The following is a 17,664-nucleotide window of genomic DNA, read 5'->3' as shown; positions in this document are numbered from 1 at the left end:
TTTTAGTGACTATCTTTTCATTGAGCAGGAACAGACTTAAATCACTTGAAACTTTTGCCATTTCCCGGACTTCTGCAGCCAGATAAAGATTACTGCACGAATCATCCAGTCACAGACCATCGCAACAACAATACCGATGATCTCCATATGAAGAACAATCATACTCCGCCGCCCCTAGGTCCTTCTTTCCCATACACTGCCCAATCACCGTGATGAACACTGGACCCATAGCAACTCCGGCCAAAGCAGCCAAAGACCAGATACTCTGCGCCACTCCATTTGCCGCAATCTGATAAGTGCCACCTAAGCATCCTCATCTGCAATATACTCAAAGAAATCAAAGTCTGCATAATGCTGATGCTTTACCCGATCCGCGCAGGTAAGTCCCACCATTGTTCCCGTGAACTCCCCGTATTTGCAATACTCATCCGAGAACTTCGTAGTATCGAACATACGCCCGATCTTCTCATAATTCTCGTTGTCATAACTCCACTCGAACCAAGACTTCCTGCCTTCTATATAGAGCCGCAGATAGATCGGTCTATCTGCCACAGGAATCCTTGTATTCAAGAATTCTGTCTTCTCCCCATTTTCCAGATGAATGATGGACAGCGCGCTCTGCCCCAGTGTCTCACTGTAATATTTCCTCAGATTAATATAATTCATATTATCATAATACAAGATCAATCCGGCACTGTGCTGGTGAACCTCCGGGACGAACTCCATCTTCGTGGTAATCCTTGCATACACGCTGGTCAGTTTCCGCGCAAGGATACTCACCTTGTTCAGCGAAGTCCTGGATTCCTGCCCCCGGATTCTTACATACCCCGGTCTTGCCTTCACATCTGCAAAACGCTGTGGCATAATGCGAGGCGCATAATAGAAGTTTCCTAACTCTTCTGCGTCAAAATCATCATAATCCGACACCTGTGGCATCGACACTTCCGGCAGTGAACTCTCCTCTACTTCCATCTTTGCCAAGTTACTTCCATCCGCCATATGAAGCCATCCGTCTTCTGTCCACATCATTTTCTGAATGGATGTCTCCCTTCCAAGAGTACACCGAAGTTCCGGCACAAATGGTCTGGCGCAGAGATGTACCAGATAGACTTCTCCCGTGGTAAGTTCCACATAACTTCCATGCCCGGATTTCTGTAAAACAGATTCGGGATTGTAATACTTCGGTTTCAGATGATCTGGATCCTGACGCTCATAGGATTCTCCCGGAACACTGGTCACGATCGGATTCTTCGGATCTTTCTCATATGGTCCCCACACATTCTTAGAACGCCCCATCGTCACACAATGATTATATCCGGTGCCGCCTTCCGCACACATGATATAATAATACTCACCTCTTTTTGTCAGATGAGGTGCCTCAATACAGCCACGATCCGTGCCACCTCTCCATATTCTCTTAGGATAGCCGACAATCTCCTTCTTCTCCGGCGAATACTCTGCCATGCAGATAGCACCCGGCTTCTCATATCCTTCTCTCGTCTCCCATTCCAGAGAAACTACATACTTCTTCCCATTATCATCATGAAATATCGATGCATCGAATCCAGACGAATGCAGATATACCGGATCACTCCATGGACCTCTGATATCTTTCGCCGTAATCAGGTAATTATCCACATCGAAATATCTTGCGTTCATAGAGTTCATCACTCCATATACCACATAGAACAAGTCTTCTGCCTCACAGTATGTCAGGCACGGCGCCCAGATTCCCTTTGCACTTGGCAGTTTCTTCAGATCTACCTCTTCATCATCCGTCAATACATGGGTATATAATTCCCAGCTTTTCAAATCCTTAGAGTGATAGACCGGAATTCCCGGAAACCATTCAAACGTTGAAACTGCCACATAATAATCCTCCCCTTTTCTACAAATACAGGGATCCGGATTAAATCCTTTAAATATTGGATTCTGAATCATACTCTTTCCCTCCACTTTTCACACCATTATAATAACATATCCAGCATATTGCAGATAGATTCTATGTTCTCCACGCATTTTAATGCAACACCTTCGCAGGTCCGCAGGAAGCAAGCCCGACACCAGTTCAACAGGCAGTTATTCCGTTATAGAGCCAACTGCCTATTATTTTACAATATCATAAAGATCCTCAAATGATATCTTTGTATTCACAATCTTCAGAATCCTTGCCGTATCATCAATTCTTGACACCATCCCCGTCAGTTTCAGATATTCATCTTTACAATAATACACCACTGTTACGATATCATTTTTCTTCACCTGACGTAACTTTCTGTCCAGTTCTTCCTGATACTCTTCTGAGAACTCCACTTTCGGCACCACGATCTTCTCTTTCTTGCGAAGTGCATCCGGATATCCCTTTAATGCAGCAAACGGCATGAATTGCTTCGCCCGATCTTCCCGGCTCATCTTATACACCACTTTTATGTCCTCCAATCTGACGATTTCTCTCCACCGTTGTTGCGCCCTCCTGCAGATTCATTCCCTTAAGGATTGCATTTTTCCCAAACTTCTCTTTGATATCCAGCATGGCTTTCTGCATCCGGTGCTCCCGCTCCATCTCTGCCGGATCTGTAAACAGATCATACTGTTGATACCTCTCATCCATTACATGATTAAATGACAGATTCACCCGGTGGATTGGCGCATACCTGTCTACAATTCGTTCATATAATTCCATTGCATACGAGATAATCCTCTTCGCCGAACTTGTTGTAACCGACATTGTCGCCGTTCCATGCACCGGCTTCTTATCAATCCGATTGGAATACCCAACATAAAGTGTAATGGAATCCGTAACCAGCCCCTTATCAACCAACTCCAGACAAAGCAGATCCACCATCTCTTTCACAACTAATCTTCCTTTCTCATATGAATAATCACACCCTAATACCTGACCACTGGAGATAGAATTCTCCTTTGGCTTATATGCTTTAATATCTGCCATCGTCGTAGTCTCTCTTCCCCAGGCATGATCAATCAAAAGTTCTGCATCAATTCCGAATAATTTATATAAAAGTGCTTCCTCCGCCTGGGCGATTTCACCCATTGTATGGATTCCTACTTGCTCTAACCGCCTGGCGATACCTGCTCCTATTCTCCAAAAATCCGTAAGAGGCTTGTGATTCCACAGACTTTTCCTGTAGGTCTCTTCATCCAGTATACCAATATGATCCTCCACATGCTTGGCAGTGATATCCAGGGCTATCTTGGCAAGATACAGATTCGTCCCGATTCCGCAGGTTGCCGTAATGCCAGTCGATTGCAGGACATCCTCCATAATTCTTATACTTAATTCCTTTGCCGTCATCTGATACATGGCAAGATAATCCGTCACATCCATGAACACCTCGTCAATCGAATAAACATGGATATCTTCTTTTGCAATGTATTTTAAATAAATAGCATAGATATTCGCTGAATAATCAATATATAACTGCATTCTCGGCGGCGCCATAATATATTCCATATTCTTCGGAATCTGGAATACCCGGCATCTGCCTGGAACTCCTTTTGCTTTCATGGCAGGTGATACCGCAAGGCAGATTGTCTTCTCTGTACGCTCCGGATCTGCAACTACAAGATTCGTTGTCATAGGATTCATTCTGCGTTCCACACATTCTACAGATGCGTAGAATGACTTTAAATCTATACATATATAGGTACGATTCTCCACTTGGTCTCACCTTCTATTCAAACTTATAACTTTCTATATAAATATTTTATCAGAACATACGTTCTTTTTCAAGGGGGGGTTTTTATACTACTTTCGTATATGCAGAAAAGCAGGTAAACATACGGTTCACCTGCTTCTGTTCATTAGACGTTCGATCTTAATTCTTCATTTTTTTCATAATATGCCAATAGTTTACAACAATTTCCCATAGTCCTCATCAGACACAGATTCGCACCATTCCGTTTTCGTCTCTTCCCCCGGAACCTCAATTGCAAGATGCTGGAACCAACTGTCTCCTGCTGCGCCGTGCCAATGTTTCACACCTGATGGGATATTTACGACATCACCTGCGTGCAATTCCTGCGCCGGTTTGCCCCATTCCTGATACCAGCCTCTTCCACCGGTTACCAGAAGGATCTGTCCGCCGCCTGATTTAGCATGATGGACGTGCCAGTTGTTACGGCAGCCTGGTTCGAACGTTACGTTTCCTACACCAACTCCTTCTGTCGTCAGCATCTTCAGATAACTTTCTCCTACGAAGAACTGTCCATATGGATTAACCTCGCCCATGTCAAATACGGCGCCACCGCCCAAATCCTGTTTTATCTGTTCTATACTCATAATCTGATACCTCCTGAAAATATAGTGTATAATGGATTTTTTTCTTTCTGTTGATATTATATTCCTAATATATCATATATGTCTAATACTTAGGTTGAATGGTTCTTCATGCCTTTTACGCATAGAAAATGAAGACTCTCCCACACGGGAGTTTGACAATTGAATATTAGGAAAAACACTTGCTTTGTACACAACTACGTATCGATTTAATCTGTCGAAAAGTGAAGGCTCAACATAAGTTCTTGAAGAATATCGCATGATTATTTACACAATGTTTGACTTTTGTTTGAGTTTTATTAATTTGCATATTCTCGATGCCACTGACAGTTCCCTCCGGATGCTATGGCAACAAAAAGCGCACCTGCCGTGAGACAAATGCACTTAGCCGTAGGCTAATACAACTATTCCAACTTCGATACCGCCTTCAGATACAACAAGACAGATACAATAATAGCAACCGTTACGATTCCATAATATACATATACAATATGAATCGCATTGATATCACTTCCTGCCAATGTATAAATCAATACCGAAAGCGTAGATGCCAATGAACTGGAAATCTGACGTATCGTGTTGAAAACCGCGCTTCCGTCTATACGGATATTTCCGGTAAGTTTGCTAAGCGCCATAGTCGTAGCAGGGGAATTCAACACAGACATCGCAATCGTCTGAAGTGCAAAGGTTACTGCAATGTATATAATTCCTGTATTTTCCGAGAAGCAGATTCCCATGACAGAGTATACTGCAAATAGAATAATACCAGCGAAAAACATAGGCTTAATCCCCATTTTATCATAGATTCTGCCTGCATACAGCGTCGTAAATACGGCCAGAATTGATCCAACAAGCGTTGCATATCCATAAGCCGAATCAGAGAAGCCACAGATAGATTTTGTAAAAATCGGCAGAATCACTCCCGTTCCCATGGCAATCAAATACAGACAAATGCTGATTACAACTGCAATCAGAAAAGAAGCTTTTTTAAATACTCGCAGATTCAACATCGGCTTTTTTGAGGTAAGCTGAAGCCTCGAAAATATAGCAAGGGAAATAACACCTATCAACATCAGTCCGCCACTTGTTAGTTTCAGAACTGAACCGCTTCCCATGTTGCTGACACCAATTAGCAGAGTGGTAAAGCCGACAGCCGAAAGAAGAACATAACCTACATTTAATTCGGCATCTGTCCGCGGGATGATATTTTTCATAAAGATACTTCCAACAACAATGAGCACAAGTCCAAACACAAACAAGGACGCAAACACACCGCGCCACCCGACTGCTTCCAGCATCAGCCCCGCATAAGTCGGACCTACCACAGTAGATACCATAGACGCCATGGAAAATGCCGCCATAACCCTTCCGTGCTTCTCAGCTGGATAGAGATTCAAAAGCATAATCTGCCCGAAAGGAATCATCATGCCGCATCCAACTGCCTGAACCAAACGACTGACAAGCAATACCGGGAAAGCCTGCGCCAAAAATGCAAATAGAGAACCCAACGTATATGCTAACATTGTCGCAAAAAAATAAATCTTGTTCGGCACCTTCTTAAGCAGAAATGCCGTAACAGGAATAATAATTCCTGATATTAATGTTGCACCGCTTGTCAGCCATTGAGCGAGATTGGCAGACACCCCAAAATATTCCGTAAAGTTCGGAATCATATTTGCCGTAACCGTAGTAGACATCGCTGTAACAAAAGTTCCAACAATCAAAGTAAGAAAAATACCCGTTCGCTGCTTTGGCGAGATTGTATTGTTTTCCAAGTTTATTCCTCCAATCTGTATCATACTTTTTGGCAATCTAAAACTTAATCGTCACGTTAAAAGCCCTATCCGGATCTGCCGCAGTCTGAATCGCCTCGGAGATCTGCTCCAACGGAAATTCCTGTGTAATAATAGATTCCAGATTCCATTTTCCACTTGCCATGATTGCCATAACATCCCGCACATCTTCTGGGAAATAACCGCCAGATCCAATAATGCTTTTTTGTGCATAAGTCATATGCAGAAGATCAAGCTGGCGTGGTTTATTGTTCACAGCCACTGCTACGAAACGACTAATGATCTTTCCATGCTGCATGAAAGAATCCAGAATGTTTTCCGCACCTGCAGCATCAATCCAGCAATCAATATTTGGTACCATGCCGGTCAGAGAAGGGGCAGTTCCAAAGTATTCCGCTGCCCTTTCCACAAAATCCTCTTTTCCCGTGTTGCAAACAGCAAATCCCAACTCCTCTGCAATCCCCAAGCGGAAATCCGATACATCACAAAGCATAACCTTATCCATTCCGAAATATTTCAAAGCAACAGCGGCAGCAATGCCAATCGTTCCGCAGCCAAACACTACGGCACTCTCTCCCTTTTGCGGCTGTCCACGGCGGGCAGCGCGGCATCCTACTGTAAAAGGTTCAATCAAACATGCCAGCCGATCTGATATTTCCTCCGGGACGGCATAAAGAGAATGGTCACGCCTGGCTTCCGGCACAAGAATATACTCTGAAAATCCGCCAATCGTACCTGCACGTTTCGTATCATTTTTCGCATTGCGGGGGTATGGATAAACACGCTCTCCCACCTTAAATCCGGTTACATTCTTACCTACTTCCACGACACGGGAAACGGTTTCATGTCCAAACTCACCTCCCACCTTGATTCGATGACCTGTGTTCGGACCTTTCACATAAACTGCCACATCAGTTCCACAGATACTGGAATAAATGTTTTGAATAATCACATCATTATCGCCGCAAACGGGATCTGGTAATTCCCGAACTTCTACATTTTCCTGTCCTAAATAAATTGTCACTTTCATCTGCATACCTCCTGATTTTTATTCTTTACTCCCAATATTACGATTCCTCCATTCTGTGCCATACCTTTTGATTGATGTTTTCCATCATCTGTTCCATCGTGCGTTCCGTCAACTGTATATCCTTTGATGAAATACCGGAACACAATGTATTGTAGAAATCACTGTGTATTTCTTTGATACGATTTACTGCCGGAATACCTTTCTCCGTAAGATACAAATGCCTGATGCGCCTGTCCTTTTCATCACTGGCTGTTTCCACATATCCGATTTCTACCAGTTTTTTAATAATCTTAGTCAATGTTGCCTTATCAACCCGTATATACTCTACCATTTCCTGCGCAGATGTCCCCGGGTGGTCGTAGATATATTCCACATAAAATTGCTGTCCCCAGCCGATTTCAAAATCCGCCAATCCGTGATCATAATACATCTTCATCAGACGGTCCAGAATAGAGATGCAGCGTCCGATATTTGGAAAAATATTATTCATGTAATTTTCACCTCCATTTTCCGCATTATAGTATAGCACAAAATAGTAGCGTTCGCCACTATTTTTGCTCCTGGACAATAAGCTGCATAAAACATTAGGGTTAAAGGTAATTGCCCCTGACGATGTTATGCTTAGTCCAAACCTCTTGAAATAAAATAGTTTAAGTACAGGCAGATTTCACTGCACCAGAATTTAGCCTTACACATAAGACATGTGTAATTTAGTCTCGCACACTATTTTCAGATGCCCGTTTTGCATGAGTAAAATTTAGTTTTTCATTTAAGTGTAGAAAAGCAGGTAAACATACGGTTCACCTGCTTCTGTTCATTAGACGTTCGATTTTAATTCTTCATTTTATTCCATAATACGCCAATAGTTTACAACAATTTCCCATAGTCCTCATCAGACACCGATTCGCACCATTCCTGATACCAGCCTCTTCCACCGGTTACCAGAAGGATCTGTCCGCTGCCTGATTTTGCATGGTGGATGTGCCACTTGTTACGGCAGCCTGGTTCGAACGTTACGTTTCTTACACCAACTCCTTCTGTCGTCAGCATCTTCAGATAACTTTCTCCTACGAAGAACTGTCCATATGGATTTTTTCTTTCTGTTGATATTATATTCCCAATGTATCATATATGTCTAATACTTAGGTTGAATGGTTTTTCATGCCTTTTATGCATAGAAAAAGGAGGATTCAAAGATCCTCCTCAATAATAAACCATGTGCAAAAAGATAGAATCGTTTAGGTTTCGCAGGCTTCTATCTCCTTAATATTTGTCTCATTCCCCTGAATCAGATACGTATTTCCTCCTCCGCAATACGGACAAGTCCTTCCATATTCAACCGTGCTGTATGTCCTCTCACAATCCTCGCAATAAGTAACTGCGGGAATCTTCTCAACGATCAATTCTGCTCCTTTTAGTAACTCCGTCCGGTCGACTGCCCATTTCCAGCACTCTGTCAGATAGTCCGATAACACCGCAGACACCTCGCCGATTTCCAGCGTAACACTGGAAATCTTACTTAAGGAGTTCTCTTTCCCCACTTCGGTCAGGCTGTCAATAATATGAAATACAATTCCAAGTTCATGCATCGGCTATTTCTCCTTCTTACCGAACCGAATCTTCAATTCTCGCTTCAGCATGTATGGCAGGATTGCTTTCATCTTATCTTCTGTCTTCACCATCTTACTGCATTCCGGATGCTCTCTGTGAAGGTGGATTGCATCGAATTCGCACTTTGTCGTACACAAACCGCAGCCAATACATTTGTTCTCATCTACCACAGACGCACCACATCCCAGGCATCTCGCAGTCTCAATCTTCACTTGTTCTTCTGTAAACGTCTTCTTCGCATCTCGGAACGAATACTTAGAATCAATCGTACGATCTAAATTTACCGTTTGACGCTCAGAATGATCATAACTGTTCACATTAATCGCAAGATTCTTCTTATCAAGTTCCACAAACTGTCGGCGATTACGTCCGATCGTCAGGCTTGCATTCTCATGTACGAAGCGATGGATCGATTCTGCTCCCTGCTTTCCTGCCGCAATAGCATCAATTGCGAATTTCGGTCCGGTGTACACATCTCCGCCAACGAAGATATCCGGTTCCGCCGTCTGATAAGTAAGCGCATCCGCTTTCGCGCCATTTCCTCTTCCCAGTTCAACCTTAGACCCTTGAAGCAAATCTCCCCACTGGATACTCTGACCAATACTTAAGAATACATGATCACATGCAACTGTAATGGTGTCACTCTCATCATATTTCGGACTGAATCTATGTTCCTCATCAAAAACAGAGAGACATCTCTTTAATACAATTCCTGTCACCTTGCCATCTTCTGTCAGGATCTCTTTCGGTCCCCATCCACAATGGATCACAACATTTTCTTCCTCTGCCTCCATGATCTCTTCCGCAGATGCCGGCATCTCTTCTCTGGACTCCAGACAATACATGGACACCTCTTCCGAACCACAGCGTCTTCCCGTACGTGCCACATCGATGGCAACATTGCCGCCTCCGATTATCACAGACCTGCCTGTCACCTTATATGTATCGTCCTCTGCCACGGTATGCAGGAACTCCACAGCACTCATAACACCTTTTGCATCCTCACCATGGATTCCGGCACTTCGACTTCCCTGACATCCGATTGCAAGATAGAATGCCTCATACCCCTGAAATCGCAATTCTTCCAGCGTAATATCTTTTCCGACTTCCACGCCGCACTTAATTTCTACACCTAATTCACGGATAATCTCTATCTCCGCATCCACCACATCTTTTTCCAATTTAAAAGATGGGATGCCATATACCAGCATACCCCCCGGACGATCATTCTTCTCAAACACGGTTGGATGATATCCTTTGGTCGCCAGATAGAACGCACAGCTTAAGCCCGCCGGTCCGGCACCAATAATCGCAATCTTCTGCGGAAATGGTCCCCGAAGTGTAGGAGTAACTACCGGAGGTATATATCTGGTCTCTGCTTTTAGATCCTGCTCTGCGATATCCCTGTACTGCAATATGTGCAGGACAGGCAGTCTTACACGGAGCGGTTCCGGTATCATAACAGTTGATTCGGTTATTGTCACGGTAATCTACATCCCATTTCTCCGGTCCCCACTTTACTCTATCCGGCAGTTCATGCTTTGGATATTCTACCGGTCCATCTTTGGTACAGAGTTTCTGACCTAATTTTACCGCGCCGGCAGGACAATATTCTACGCAGCGCCCACACGCCACACAGTTCTCCTTCTCCACTCTGGCAACATAAGCAGAACGGGACATGTTCGGTGTATTGAATAACTGTGAGGTACGAAGCGCATTACAGATTTCTACATTGCAATTACAAATACCGATAATCTTATCCTCACCGTCAATATTCGTGATCTGATGAACGAATCCATTATCTTCTGCCTTCTGGAAGATCTCAAGAACTTCTTCTCTTGTAATATATCTGCCTTTTTGTACTTCCACCATGAAGTCCGCCATATCCCCTACACCGATGCACCAGTCCTCCGGGTCATCCGCACAGCCTTCTCCCAGGACAGTGCGAGAATAGCGGCAGGAACATGGGGTTGCTGCATACTTGCCGTCGTATTTATCCAGCCAATGCGAGATGTGCTCAATACTGATAGATTTATTTTCCGCCTCGATTGCCTTCTCCACCGGGATTACATGCATCCCGATACCGGCACCTCCGGGCGGTACCATCGGAGTAATCTTTTCAAGTGGCAGGAAGGTCATACGCTCAAAGAATTTTGCCACTTCCGGATGCTCTCTGATCTGCTCCATATTCATATTCAGATATTCCGCACTACCCGGAACAAACATAGGCAGGATATACTGTTTCTCATGTCTGGGATTCTCCCATCCGAATTCAATAATTCCGATCTCACCCATTCGCTGCAGCAGATCTTTCAGATACTCTCGTTCCATCCCTGTCAGTTTTACCATCTCATCCAGGGTCTTAGGCTTACGAACACCCATCTTCAATGCAACCTCTGCCATCTCATCCGTTACGACTCCTGCCAGCCCCCAATATTCCGGATCATCTGCCGTCACTTTTACCCCGATTCGGTCAGTGATCATTTGCCCGAGTTTTAGAATCGGTTCACGGCCTTCTACTTTTTTCTTTGCCATATCTTCACTCCTCCTGCCTCTTCTACGCGTTCCACTGCGCTACTTCTCTTCGAAGCCAGTCGAACCACTGTTCCATCCCCTCGCCAGTCTTTGCACAGATAGGGATTACCGTTGCTTTCGGATTACGCATGTGCACGTACTCTTTACATTTCTCCATATCAAAGTCAAAATATGGCAGAACGTCCATTTTATTTACCAGTACCACATCACACACGCTGAACATCAGCGGATACTTAAGCGGCTTATCATGCCCTTCCGGAACGGAAAGAACCATAGCATTTTTAGAAGCTCCAGTATCAAATTCTGCCGGACAGACCAGATTGCCCACATTCTCAAGAATCACCAGGTCCAGTCCGTCCACGCCAAAGTTCTCAATTCCTTGTCTAGTCATATCAGCATCCAGATGGCACATACCTCCAGTATGCAGTTGGATTGCCTTCGCTCCCAGTTGTTCTATAGTACGTGCATCTACATCGGAATCGATATCCGCTTCCATGACTCCAATCTTCATCTCATCCCGAAGTGCCTCTATGGTTCGGCTAAGTGTCGTCGTCTTACCGGAGCCAGGACTTGACATCAGATTCAGAAGATAGACTCCCTGCTCTTTTAATTCCTTGCGAAGTTCCTCCGCCTGTTTGTCATTGTTCTCAAATATACTCTGCTTTACTTCAATTACTCTGAATTTGTCCATCTTATTCTCCTTCCTCCCTTAATATGCTTCAATACTTTTAATCGTCATGTCTGTTCCTGATATCGGCGCCAGTTTTACACTCCCGCATAACGGGCATCTGAGATTGCATGTAACCGCCCTGCATTCCTCTCCACAGTCCAAACACCGAGCAATCCCTGGAACCATCTCGATCTGGAGTTCTGTATCTTCGTATTTCGTCCGAGCAGTTACTGCTATCCAGCTATCTTCCATAAAATGTGCTTCTACACCGCTTAATTCCCCAATCTCCAGTACAATCTTATTCGCACCTTCCATACGTTCTTGCTCAAGAATGCCATCCATCATCTTGACAATGGCATCGCATAATCCTAATTCATGCATAACTTTGCCTCTTACCGTTTTACATTCTTTGCAATCATCTTGCCTGCTTTCTTTACCACATGCTCTGCCACCTTGATCGGCATCGTCTCAAAACTACCTGCCTGTACCGGACGCATTTCTCTGGTCTTTTCTAACTTGATCGCATCAAATTCACACTTTGTGGTACATAGTCCACAGCCAACACATAGATACGAATCCACCTTCGTAGCACCACAACTTAAGCATCGTGCCGTCTCCTTCTTTACCTGCTCTTCGGTAAATGTAACACGGGTATCTCCAAAACTCTTTGCCTTAGCAGAATTATAACCTGGAATCTGGCGCCTGCAGTTATCAAATGACTCAATCGGAATCAGAACATTCTTCTTATCCAGCGCACGATAATTCCTCCTGTCACGTCCCATCGTCAGAGTCTGTCCCGGCTGAACATAACGGTGCAATGATATTGCCGCTTCTTTGCCGGCTGCAATCGCATCAATCGCAAATTTCGGTCCTGTATATACATCACCTCCGGCAAAGATATCCGGTTCTGTCGTCTGGTAAGTAAGTGCATCTGCCTTCACGGTGCCATTCCGATTCAATTCCACTTTTGTCCCTGCAAGAAGGTCTCCCCACTCAATGGACTGTCCAACGGACATCAGGATATTCTCACATTCTACCGTAAGAAGGTCACTCTCGTCATACTGCGGTGCAAACCGATGATTCGCATCGAATACTGCCGTGCATTTTTTAAGGACAATTCCCTTTACTTTTCCATCTTCTGTCAGAATCTCTTTTGGTCCCCAGCCATTCTGTACCTGGATACCTTCTTCTTCTGCCTCTTTCACTTCATCTTCCGCTGCCGGCATAATATCTCTGGACTCCAGACAGAACATGGAAACAGTATCAGATCCCACACGGGCTGCCGTTCTTGCCACATCCACAGCCACATTGCCGCCACCGATTACAACTGTCCTTCCTGTCAGTGTGATATCTTTTCCAAGATTCACATCTGTCATAAACTTGACACCTGCCAGGACACCGTCTGCCTCTTCGCCAGGCACACCGACACTGCGACCTCCCTGTGCGCCAATCGCAAGATAGAAGGCCTTAAATCCTTGTGTCCTCAGTTCTTCTATCGTAATATCTTTGCCAACTTTAACTCCACATCTGAATTCCACGCCCATCTCACGCAGGATATCAATCTCTGCCTCTACCACATCCTTCTCTAACCGGAAAGACGGGATTCCATTCATCAGCATACCACCCGGACGCATAGCCTTATCGAATACTACCGGAGAATAGCCCTTTTGTGCCAGGTAAAACGCACAACTCATACCAGCAGGACCTGCTCCGATAATCGCGATCTTCTGCGGATAAGGTCTCCCAATCTGATTCACCATCGGAGGAATGTATCTGGTCTCTGCATATAGGTCATGATCTGCTATAAACCGCTTTACTTCATCAATGGCAACCGCTTCGTCCACATTTCCACGTGTACATTCCGTCTCACAGCGATGGTTACAGATGCGGCCGCATACTGCCGGAAATGGATTTTCTTTCTTAATCAAAGCCAATGCATCCTTGTATCTTCCTTCTGCTGCCAGCCTGAGATATCCCTGTACTGCAATATGTGCCGGACAGGCAGTCTTACACGGTGCAGTTCCGGTTGGCACAACATCTTCTCTATTTTCTCTGTAATCTACATTCCAGTCTTTCTTACTCCACAGGCTGTCACTCATCTTTTTATATTCCACATGTGGGAGCGGAGTTTCCGTACATAATTTCTGTCCCAGTTTCAGCGCATTGCCCGGACAGTTCTCCACACATTGTCCACATGCCACACATTTGCTCTCATCAATAACAGCCGTATAATTAGAACGGATCAAGTCTCTGGCGCCATACATCATACCGACACGAAGTCCAAAACAGGAACATGCACAACAGTTACAGATTGCCGCGCTCTCTCCTGCTTCTTCCACATTCGGAATATCATGCATCAGTCCATTGTCTTCTGCGCGTTTGATAATCTCATACACTTCTTCCCGAGATATCTGGCGAGCCCGTCCGGTCCGGATGTAATGTTCTGCACCTTTTCCCATCTGGATACACATATCTTCTTCCAGATGCCCGCAGCTATCCCCAAGAACACGTCTGGATGCACGGCAGGAACAAGGCGATACAGAGAAAATATCGTATTTATCGATATAATAGCTTAACCGGTCATATTTATGGACTCCTTTTACATTCTTTAAAGCGCTCTCCACGGGAATCACCCTCATAAGTCCATAGCCGTTCGGCATCATCGGTGCCATATTCGCCATACGAATCCGAGTGTATTCTTCAAATGCTCTTGCCACCTCCGGATGCGTCTTTAGAAGATCCTGATTATTCACCAGCATCTCCATAATTCCCGGTGCGAATATCTGCATATAATACCGGTCCTTCTTATCTATCGGATCTGTCGTCACCCGGAATACGCCAATCCATGCCAAATGCTCTGCCAGTCTATGTACTTCCTCCTCCGATTTCCCTACCTTTTTTGCAAGATACTCCACCGTACGCTCTTTTCTAAGTCCACAGGCAATGGCTACATCCGCTTCATCATCCGTTAGAATCGAGGCCAGAGAATAATATTCCGGTGCATTCTCATCAATCTTATTGACCACTCCGGTTAAGCCTCCCACGATTTTACACAATTTTACAATCTTGGGTCTCAGTTCCTGTTTTTTCATCTGTATTTCCTCCTTTACGTTATATGTGATTCCGCTCTTTACTGGAATTACCAGTAATTATATTTTGTTAAATACTTATCTAAGTTATAACATTTTTCACAAAATACAGTCAATAAAACCTACTTGTTTTGTATGATCTTTCATCCTTTTATTGCGTTTTTTTTATATTTATGCTAGACTCTGATTATCTGGTATTACCAGAGCGCCAACATAACAGGAGTGCTACTATGGGATTCAAGAAAATATCTGCCCCTTCTCTAAAAGGGCTTTTTGTAAAAGAATTAGAAAGTATGATTTTATCAGGGGAACTTCAGGTTGGAGAGAAACTGCCCTCAGAACGTATCCTTGCCGAGCAGATGGGGGTCAGCCGTACCATTGTGAATGCCGGGCTGGCAGAGATGGAAGGAAAAGGATTCCTTGAGATCCGTCCGCGTATTGGAGTCTTTGTCGCAGACTATCGGCGCAGCGGTTCCCTGACTACCCTCGTATCTATCATGAGTTATAACGGCAGAATGCTTCGTAGGGACGAGGTAAAGGCTTTGCTGGAAGTCCGGTCGGCTCTGGAAACCCTGATTTTAAAACTGGTAGTCCCGAAGATCACTATGAAAGAATTCCTGACGATGGAACAGATTCTGGAGGATATCCGTAACTGCCAGAACGGCACAGAATTCGCTGACTGCTGTTTTAGATTCGACCATGAATTATGTATTATCAGCGGGAATATCCTTCTGCCTCTGTATTACGGCTCTTTCCGGGAACCATGCTGTAATCTGTGGCTTCGGTATTATCAACTCTATGGAAAAGAACCGCTCATCCAATATAACGAGCAACTCCTTGCATTTATTCGCAGTGGAGATCTTACAAAGGCACTGAAATTGTCAGAATATCGATTGAAAGAGACGATTGATGGGGAGAGACAACTATATTATTAAAAAAAGGAGGGGAATCCCTCCTTGTAATCTCAGTTTTCTTCCTGCTTCAGACATCTCTCCAAATCCTGCTTCATATCCGCCATCGTGATAGACGCAAGTTCACGCTCCATCGCATTCTGCACTCGCACCAGCTTATCATCCAGAATATTATGGATATTCCTTCCTACTGGGCATGCCGGATTCGGATTCTCATGAAAATGAAATAATGTATTATCCTCTACACAGTCTCTCACCTCGGGGTGTTATGTTCATTGCACACCATTTTTATTCCTGCAATAGCCAATCAACTATATCGTAAATTTCAATACCTTCGTAACTGTATTTCGAATGTCGTGTCCTGGCAATGATTTTTTTGGGATAAGCATCTCGAATTTGCAGCAACGGTGAACATTCTCTTTCCAGCGTTTTCTGCTCCGAAATGTTATCACTGACCTGGATATAAATTTTCTCGCTCCCTTTTTGTGCTACAAAATCGATTTCCTTCTGATATAGTTTTCCGACATACACATCATATCCCCGGCGAAGCAGTTCAATGCAAACTATATTCTCGTATACCCTGCCGTAATCAATATTCCGGCTTCCCAGAACTGCATATCGGATGCCCGTATCACACAGATAAAATTTCTCAGAACTTTCCAGATACTTTTTTCCGCGAATATCATAGCGCTTCGTGTCATAAAAAACAAAGGCGTTACACAAATATTTGATATACCTGCCAACGGTTACATGATTGGTTGTTGTCTTGTTCGCCGTCAAAAGCTGACTTACCTTATTCGGAGACGTCAGATTACTGATGTTGTCCATGAGAAATTCACTCAATCGCTGTAAAACCAAAGTATCCGGCAGAGAATATTTCTGCACAAGATCTCTTGTGACAATCGTTTCATAAACTTCTTTAATATAATTAATTCTGTCCTGTTCCGTTCTGTAAATGTAAGAGCCTGCCAGGCCTCCCTTCATGGAATATTCATCAAAAAGTTTCTCTTTGTCACCAGTTTCACTATAATATTGGCAGTATTCCCGGAAACTAAATGGGAATACATGAATCTCTATATAACGTCCGGTAAAAAGAGTTGCCAGATCAGCACTCAATAAAAAAGCATTAGAACCTGTAACATAAATATCATATTTTTCTTTGGAGTAAAGACTGTTGATTGCCAACTCAAATTGGGGACACATCTGGACTTCATCCACGAAAAGGTAGTTCATTCTTTCCGTCTGGTAATGCTCCTCCACATAAGCATGGAGCGCGTGATATTCTTTGAGTTCTTCATATGCCAGATCCATAAAATCAACAAAAATGATATTGATATTTTCAAAATGACTTTTCAGATACTCAATATATGCCCGCATCAATTCTGACTTTCCCGAACGGCGAATACCTGTAATAATTTTAATATCCGGGGTTTGGTTTAGTTCCACGATTCTGTTCAGATACTCTGTTCTCACTATTCTTTTCATATTCTCACTCACTTTCAAAAAATGAAAATTTTTGTTTTTTTGAAACTCTCTCTTAGGATCTATTATACTATCATAAAATAGTATATGCAAGCGACCGGTTTCAAAACTATATTTTTTTTGATTTTTTGAAAGTAATTTGGCTTCTCGTGGGATACCACTCTATCCTTCTTATGCTCTCCCAGGAAAGAGGCATATTGCGCAGCCGCCTCATTCCAGTGTTCATCCTCCACAAAATACTGGTCA

Annotated in this window: 15 protein-coding genes and 2 pseudogenes; 1 reads left to right on the top strand and 16 read right to left on the bottom strand. The window is 43.8% G+C overall.

Features of this window, described 5'->3' with window-relative positions:
* Positions 1–36: 36 nt before the first annotated feature.
* The 14 genes and pseudogenes from ACQRBN_RS04880 to ACQRBN_RS04815 form a co-directional block, all read right to left on the bottom strand.
* A complete protein-coding gene (locus ACQRBN_RS04880; RefSeq protein WP_427737858.1) occupies positions 37–162 on the bottom strand; it encodes a hypothetical protein in 126 nt (41 codons plus the stop codon).
* Positions 163–303: 141 nt separating this feature from the next.
* Positions 304–1,941 (bottom strand): glycoside hydrolase family 43 protein, encoded by a 1,638-nt coding sequence (locus tag ACQRBN_RS04875; protein ID WP_427737857.1) that lies wholly within the window; start codon positions 1,939–1,941, stop codon positions 304–306.
* A gap of 165 nt (positions 1,942–2,106) precedes the next feature.
* On the bottom strand, positions 2,107–2,412 hold the full coding sequence (locus ACQRBN_RS04870) for a YolD-like family protein (RefSeq protein WP_427737897.1): 306 nt from the start codon (positions 2,410–2,412) through the stop codon (positions 2,107–2,109).
* Position 2,413: 1 nt separating this feature from the next.
* Positions 2,414–3,679 carry a DNA repair protein gene (locus tag ACQRBN_RS04865; protein ID WP_427737856.1) on the bottom strand — a complete coding sequence of 422 codons (1,266 nt, stop codon included), beginning with the start codon at positions 3,677–3,679 and terminating at the stop codon, positions 2,414–2,416.
* A gap of 192 nt (positions 3,680–3,871) precedes the next feature.
* Entirely contained in the window at positions 3,872–4,300 is a 429-nt protein-coding gene (locus ACQRBN_RS04860; RefSeq protein WP_427737855.1) for a cupin domain-containing protein, read from the bottom strand.
* Positions 4,301–4,701: 401 nt separating this feature from the next.
* Positions 4,702–6,072, bottom strand: coding sequence for an MFS transporter (locus tag ACQRBN_RS04855; protein ID WP_427737854.1), 1,371 nt, complete (start codon positions 6,070–6,072; stop codon positions 4,702–4,704).
* A 37-nt stretch (positions 6,073–6,109) separates the two neighbouring features.
* Positions 6,110–7,120, bottom strand: coding sequence for a zinc-dependent alcohol dehydrogenase (locus ACQRBN_RS04850; protein WP_427737853.1), 1,011 nt, complete (start codon positions 7,118–7,120; stop codon positions 6,110–6,112).
* Between the two features lie 37 nt (positions 7,121–7,157).
* Positions 7,158–7,610, bottom strand: coding sequence for a MarR family winged helix-turn-helix transcriptional regulator (locus ACQRBN_RS04845; RefSeq protein ID WP_427737852.1), 453 nt, complete (start codon positions 7,608–7,610; stop codon positions 7,158–7,160).
* A gap of 419 nt (positions 7,611–8,029) precedes the next feature.
* A pseudogene (locus tag ACQRBN_RS04840) lies at positions 8,030–8,242 on the bottom strand (cupin domain-containing protein); the annotation flags it as partial.
* A 116-nt stretch (positions 8,243–8,358) separates the two neighbouring features.
* Positions 8,359–8,709 carry a hydrogenase maturation nickel metallochaperone HypA gene (locus ACQRBN_RS04835; RefSeq protein WP_427737851.1) on the bottom strand — a complete coding sequence of 117 codons (351 nt, stop codon included), beginning with the start codon at positions 8,707–8,709 and terminating at the stop codon, positions 8,359–8,361.
* 3 nt (positions 8,710–8,712) lie between these two features.
* Positions 8,713–11,266, bottom strand: a pseudogene (locus ACQRBN_RS04830) (FAD-dependent oxidoreductase).
* A gap of 22 nt (positions 11,267–11,288) precedes the next feature.
* The gene (gene hypB, locus ACQRBN_RS04825; RefSeq protein WP_427737850.1) at positions 11,289–11,957 is read right to left on the bottom strand and encodes a hydrogenase nickel incorporation protein HypB; all 669 of its coding nucleotides are present in this window, start codon (positions 11,955–11,957) and stop codon (positions 11,289–11,291) included.
* Between the two features lie 18 nt (positions 11,958–11,975).
* A complete protein-coding gene (locus tag ACQRBN_RS04820; protein ID WP_427737849.1) occupies positions 11,976–12,317 on the bottom strand; it encodes a hydrogenase maturation nickel metallochaperone HypA in 342 nt (113 codons plus the stop codon).
* A gap of 11 nt (positions 12,318–12,328) precedes the next feature.
* The gene (locus tag ACQRBN_RS04815; protein ID WP_427737848.1) at positions 12,329–15,028 is read right to left on the bottom strand and encodes an FAD-dependent oxidoreductase; all 2,700 of its coding nucleotides are present in this window, start codon (positions 15,026–15,028) and stop codon (positions 12,329–12,331) included.
* Positions 15,029–15,255: 227 nt separating this feature from the next.
* Between ACQRBN_RS04815 and ACQRBN_RS04810 the strand changes: the two genes are divergently transcribed.
* Positions 15,256–15,960, top strand: coding sequence for a FadR/GntR family transcriptional regulator (locus ACQRBN_RS04810; protein ID WP_427737847.1), 705 nt, complete (start codon positions 15,256–15,258; stop codon positions 15,958–15,960).
* A 29-nt stretch (positions 15,961–15,989) separates the two neighbouring features.
* Here ACQRBN_RS04810 and ACQRBN_RS04805 read toward each other — a convergent pair whose 3' ends face one another.
* Together ACQRBN_RS04805 and ACQRBN_RS04800 are read right to left on the bottom strand one after the other, a co-directional pair.
* Positions 15,990–16,193, bottom strand: a complete 204-nt coding sequence (locus ACQRBN_RS04805) for an Rrf2 family transcriptional regulator (RefSeq protein ID WP_427737846.1) — start codon at positions 16,191–16,193, stop codon at positions 15,990–15,992.
* Positions 16,194–16,224: 31 nt separating this feature from the next.
* Positions 16,225–17,421: an ATP-binding protein gene (locus ACQRBN_RS04800; RefSeq protein WP_427737845.1), complete on the bottom strand. Its 1,197-nt coding sequence runs from the start codon at positions 17,419–17,421 to the stop codon at positions 16,225–16,227.
* Positions 17,422–17,664 lie beyond the last annotated feature (243 nt).

The organism is Bariatricus sp. SGI.154 (assembly GCF_050313795.1).
Taxonomy (GTDB): Bacteria; Bacillota; Clostridia; order Lachnospirales; family Lachnospiraceae; genus CAMBRQ01.
The sequence above is the reverse complement of the archived record's forward strand: the minus strand, read 5'-3'. Positions and strand labels throughout refer to the sequence as shown.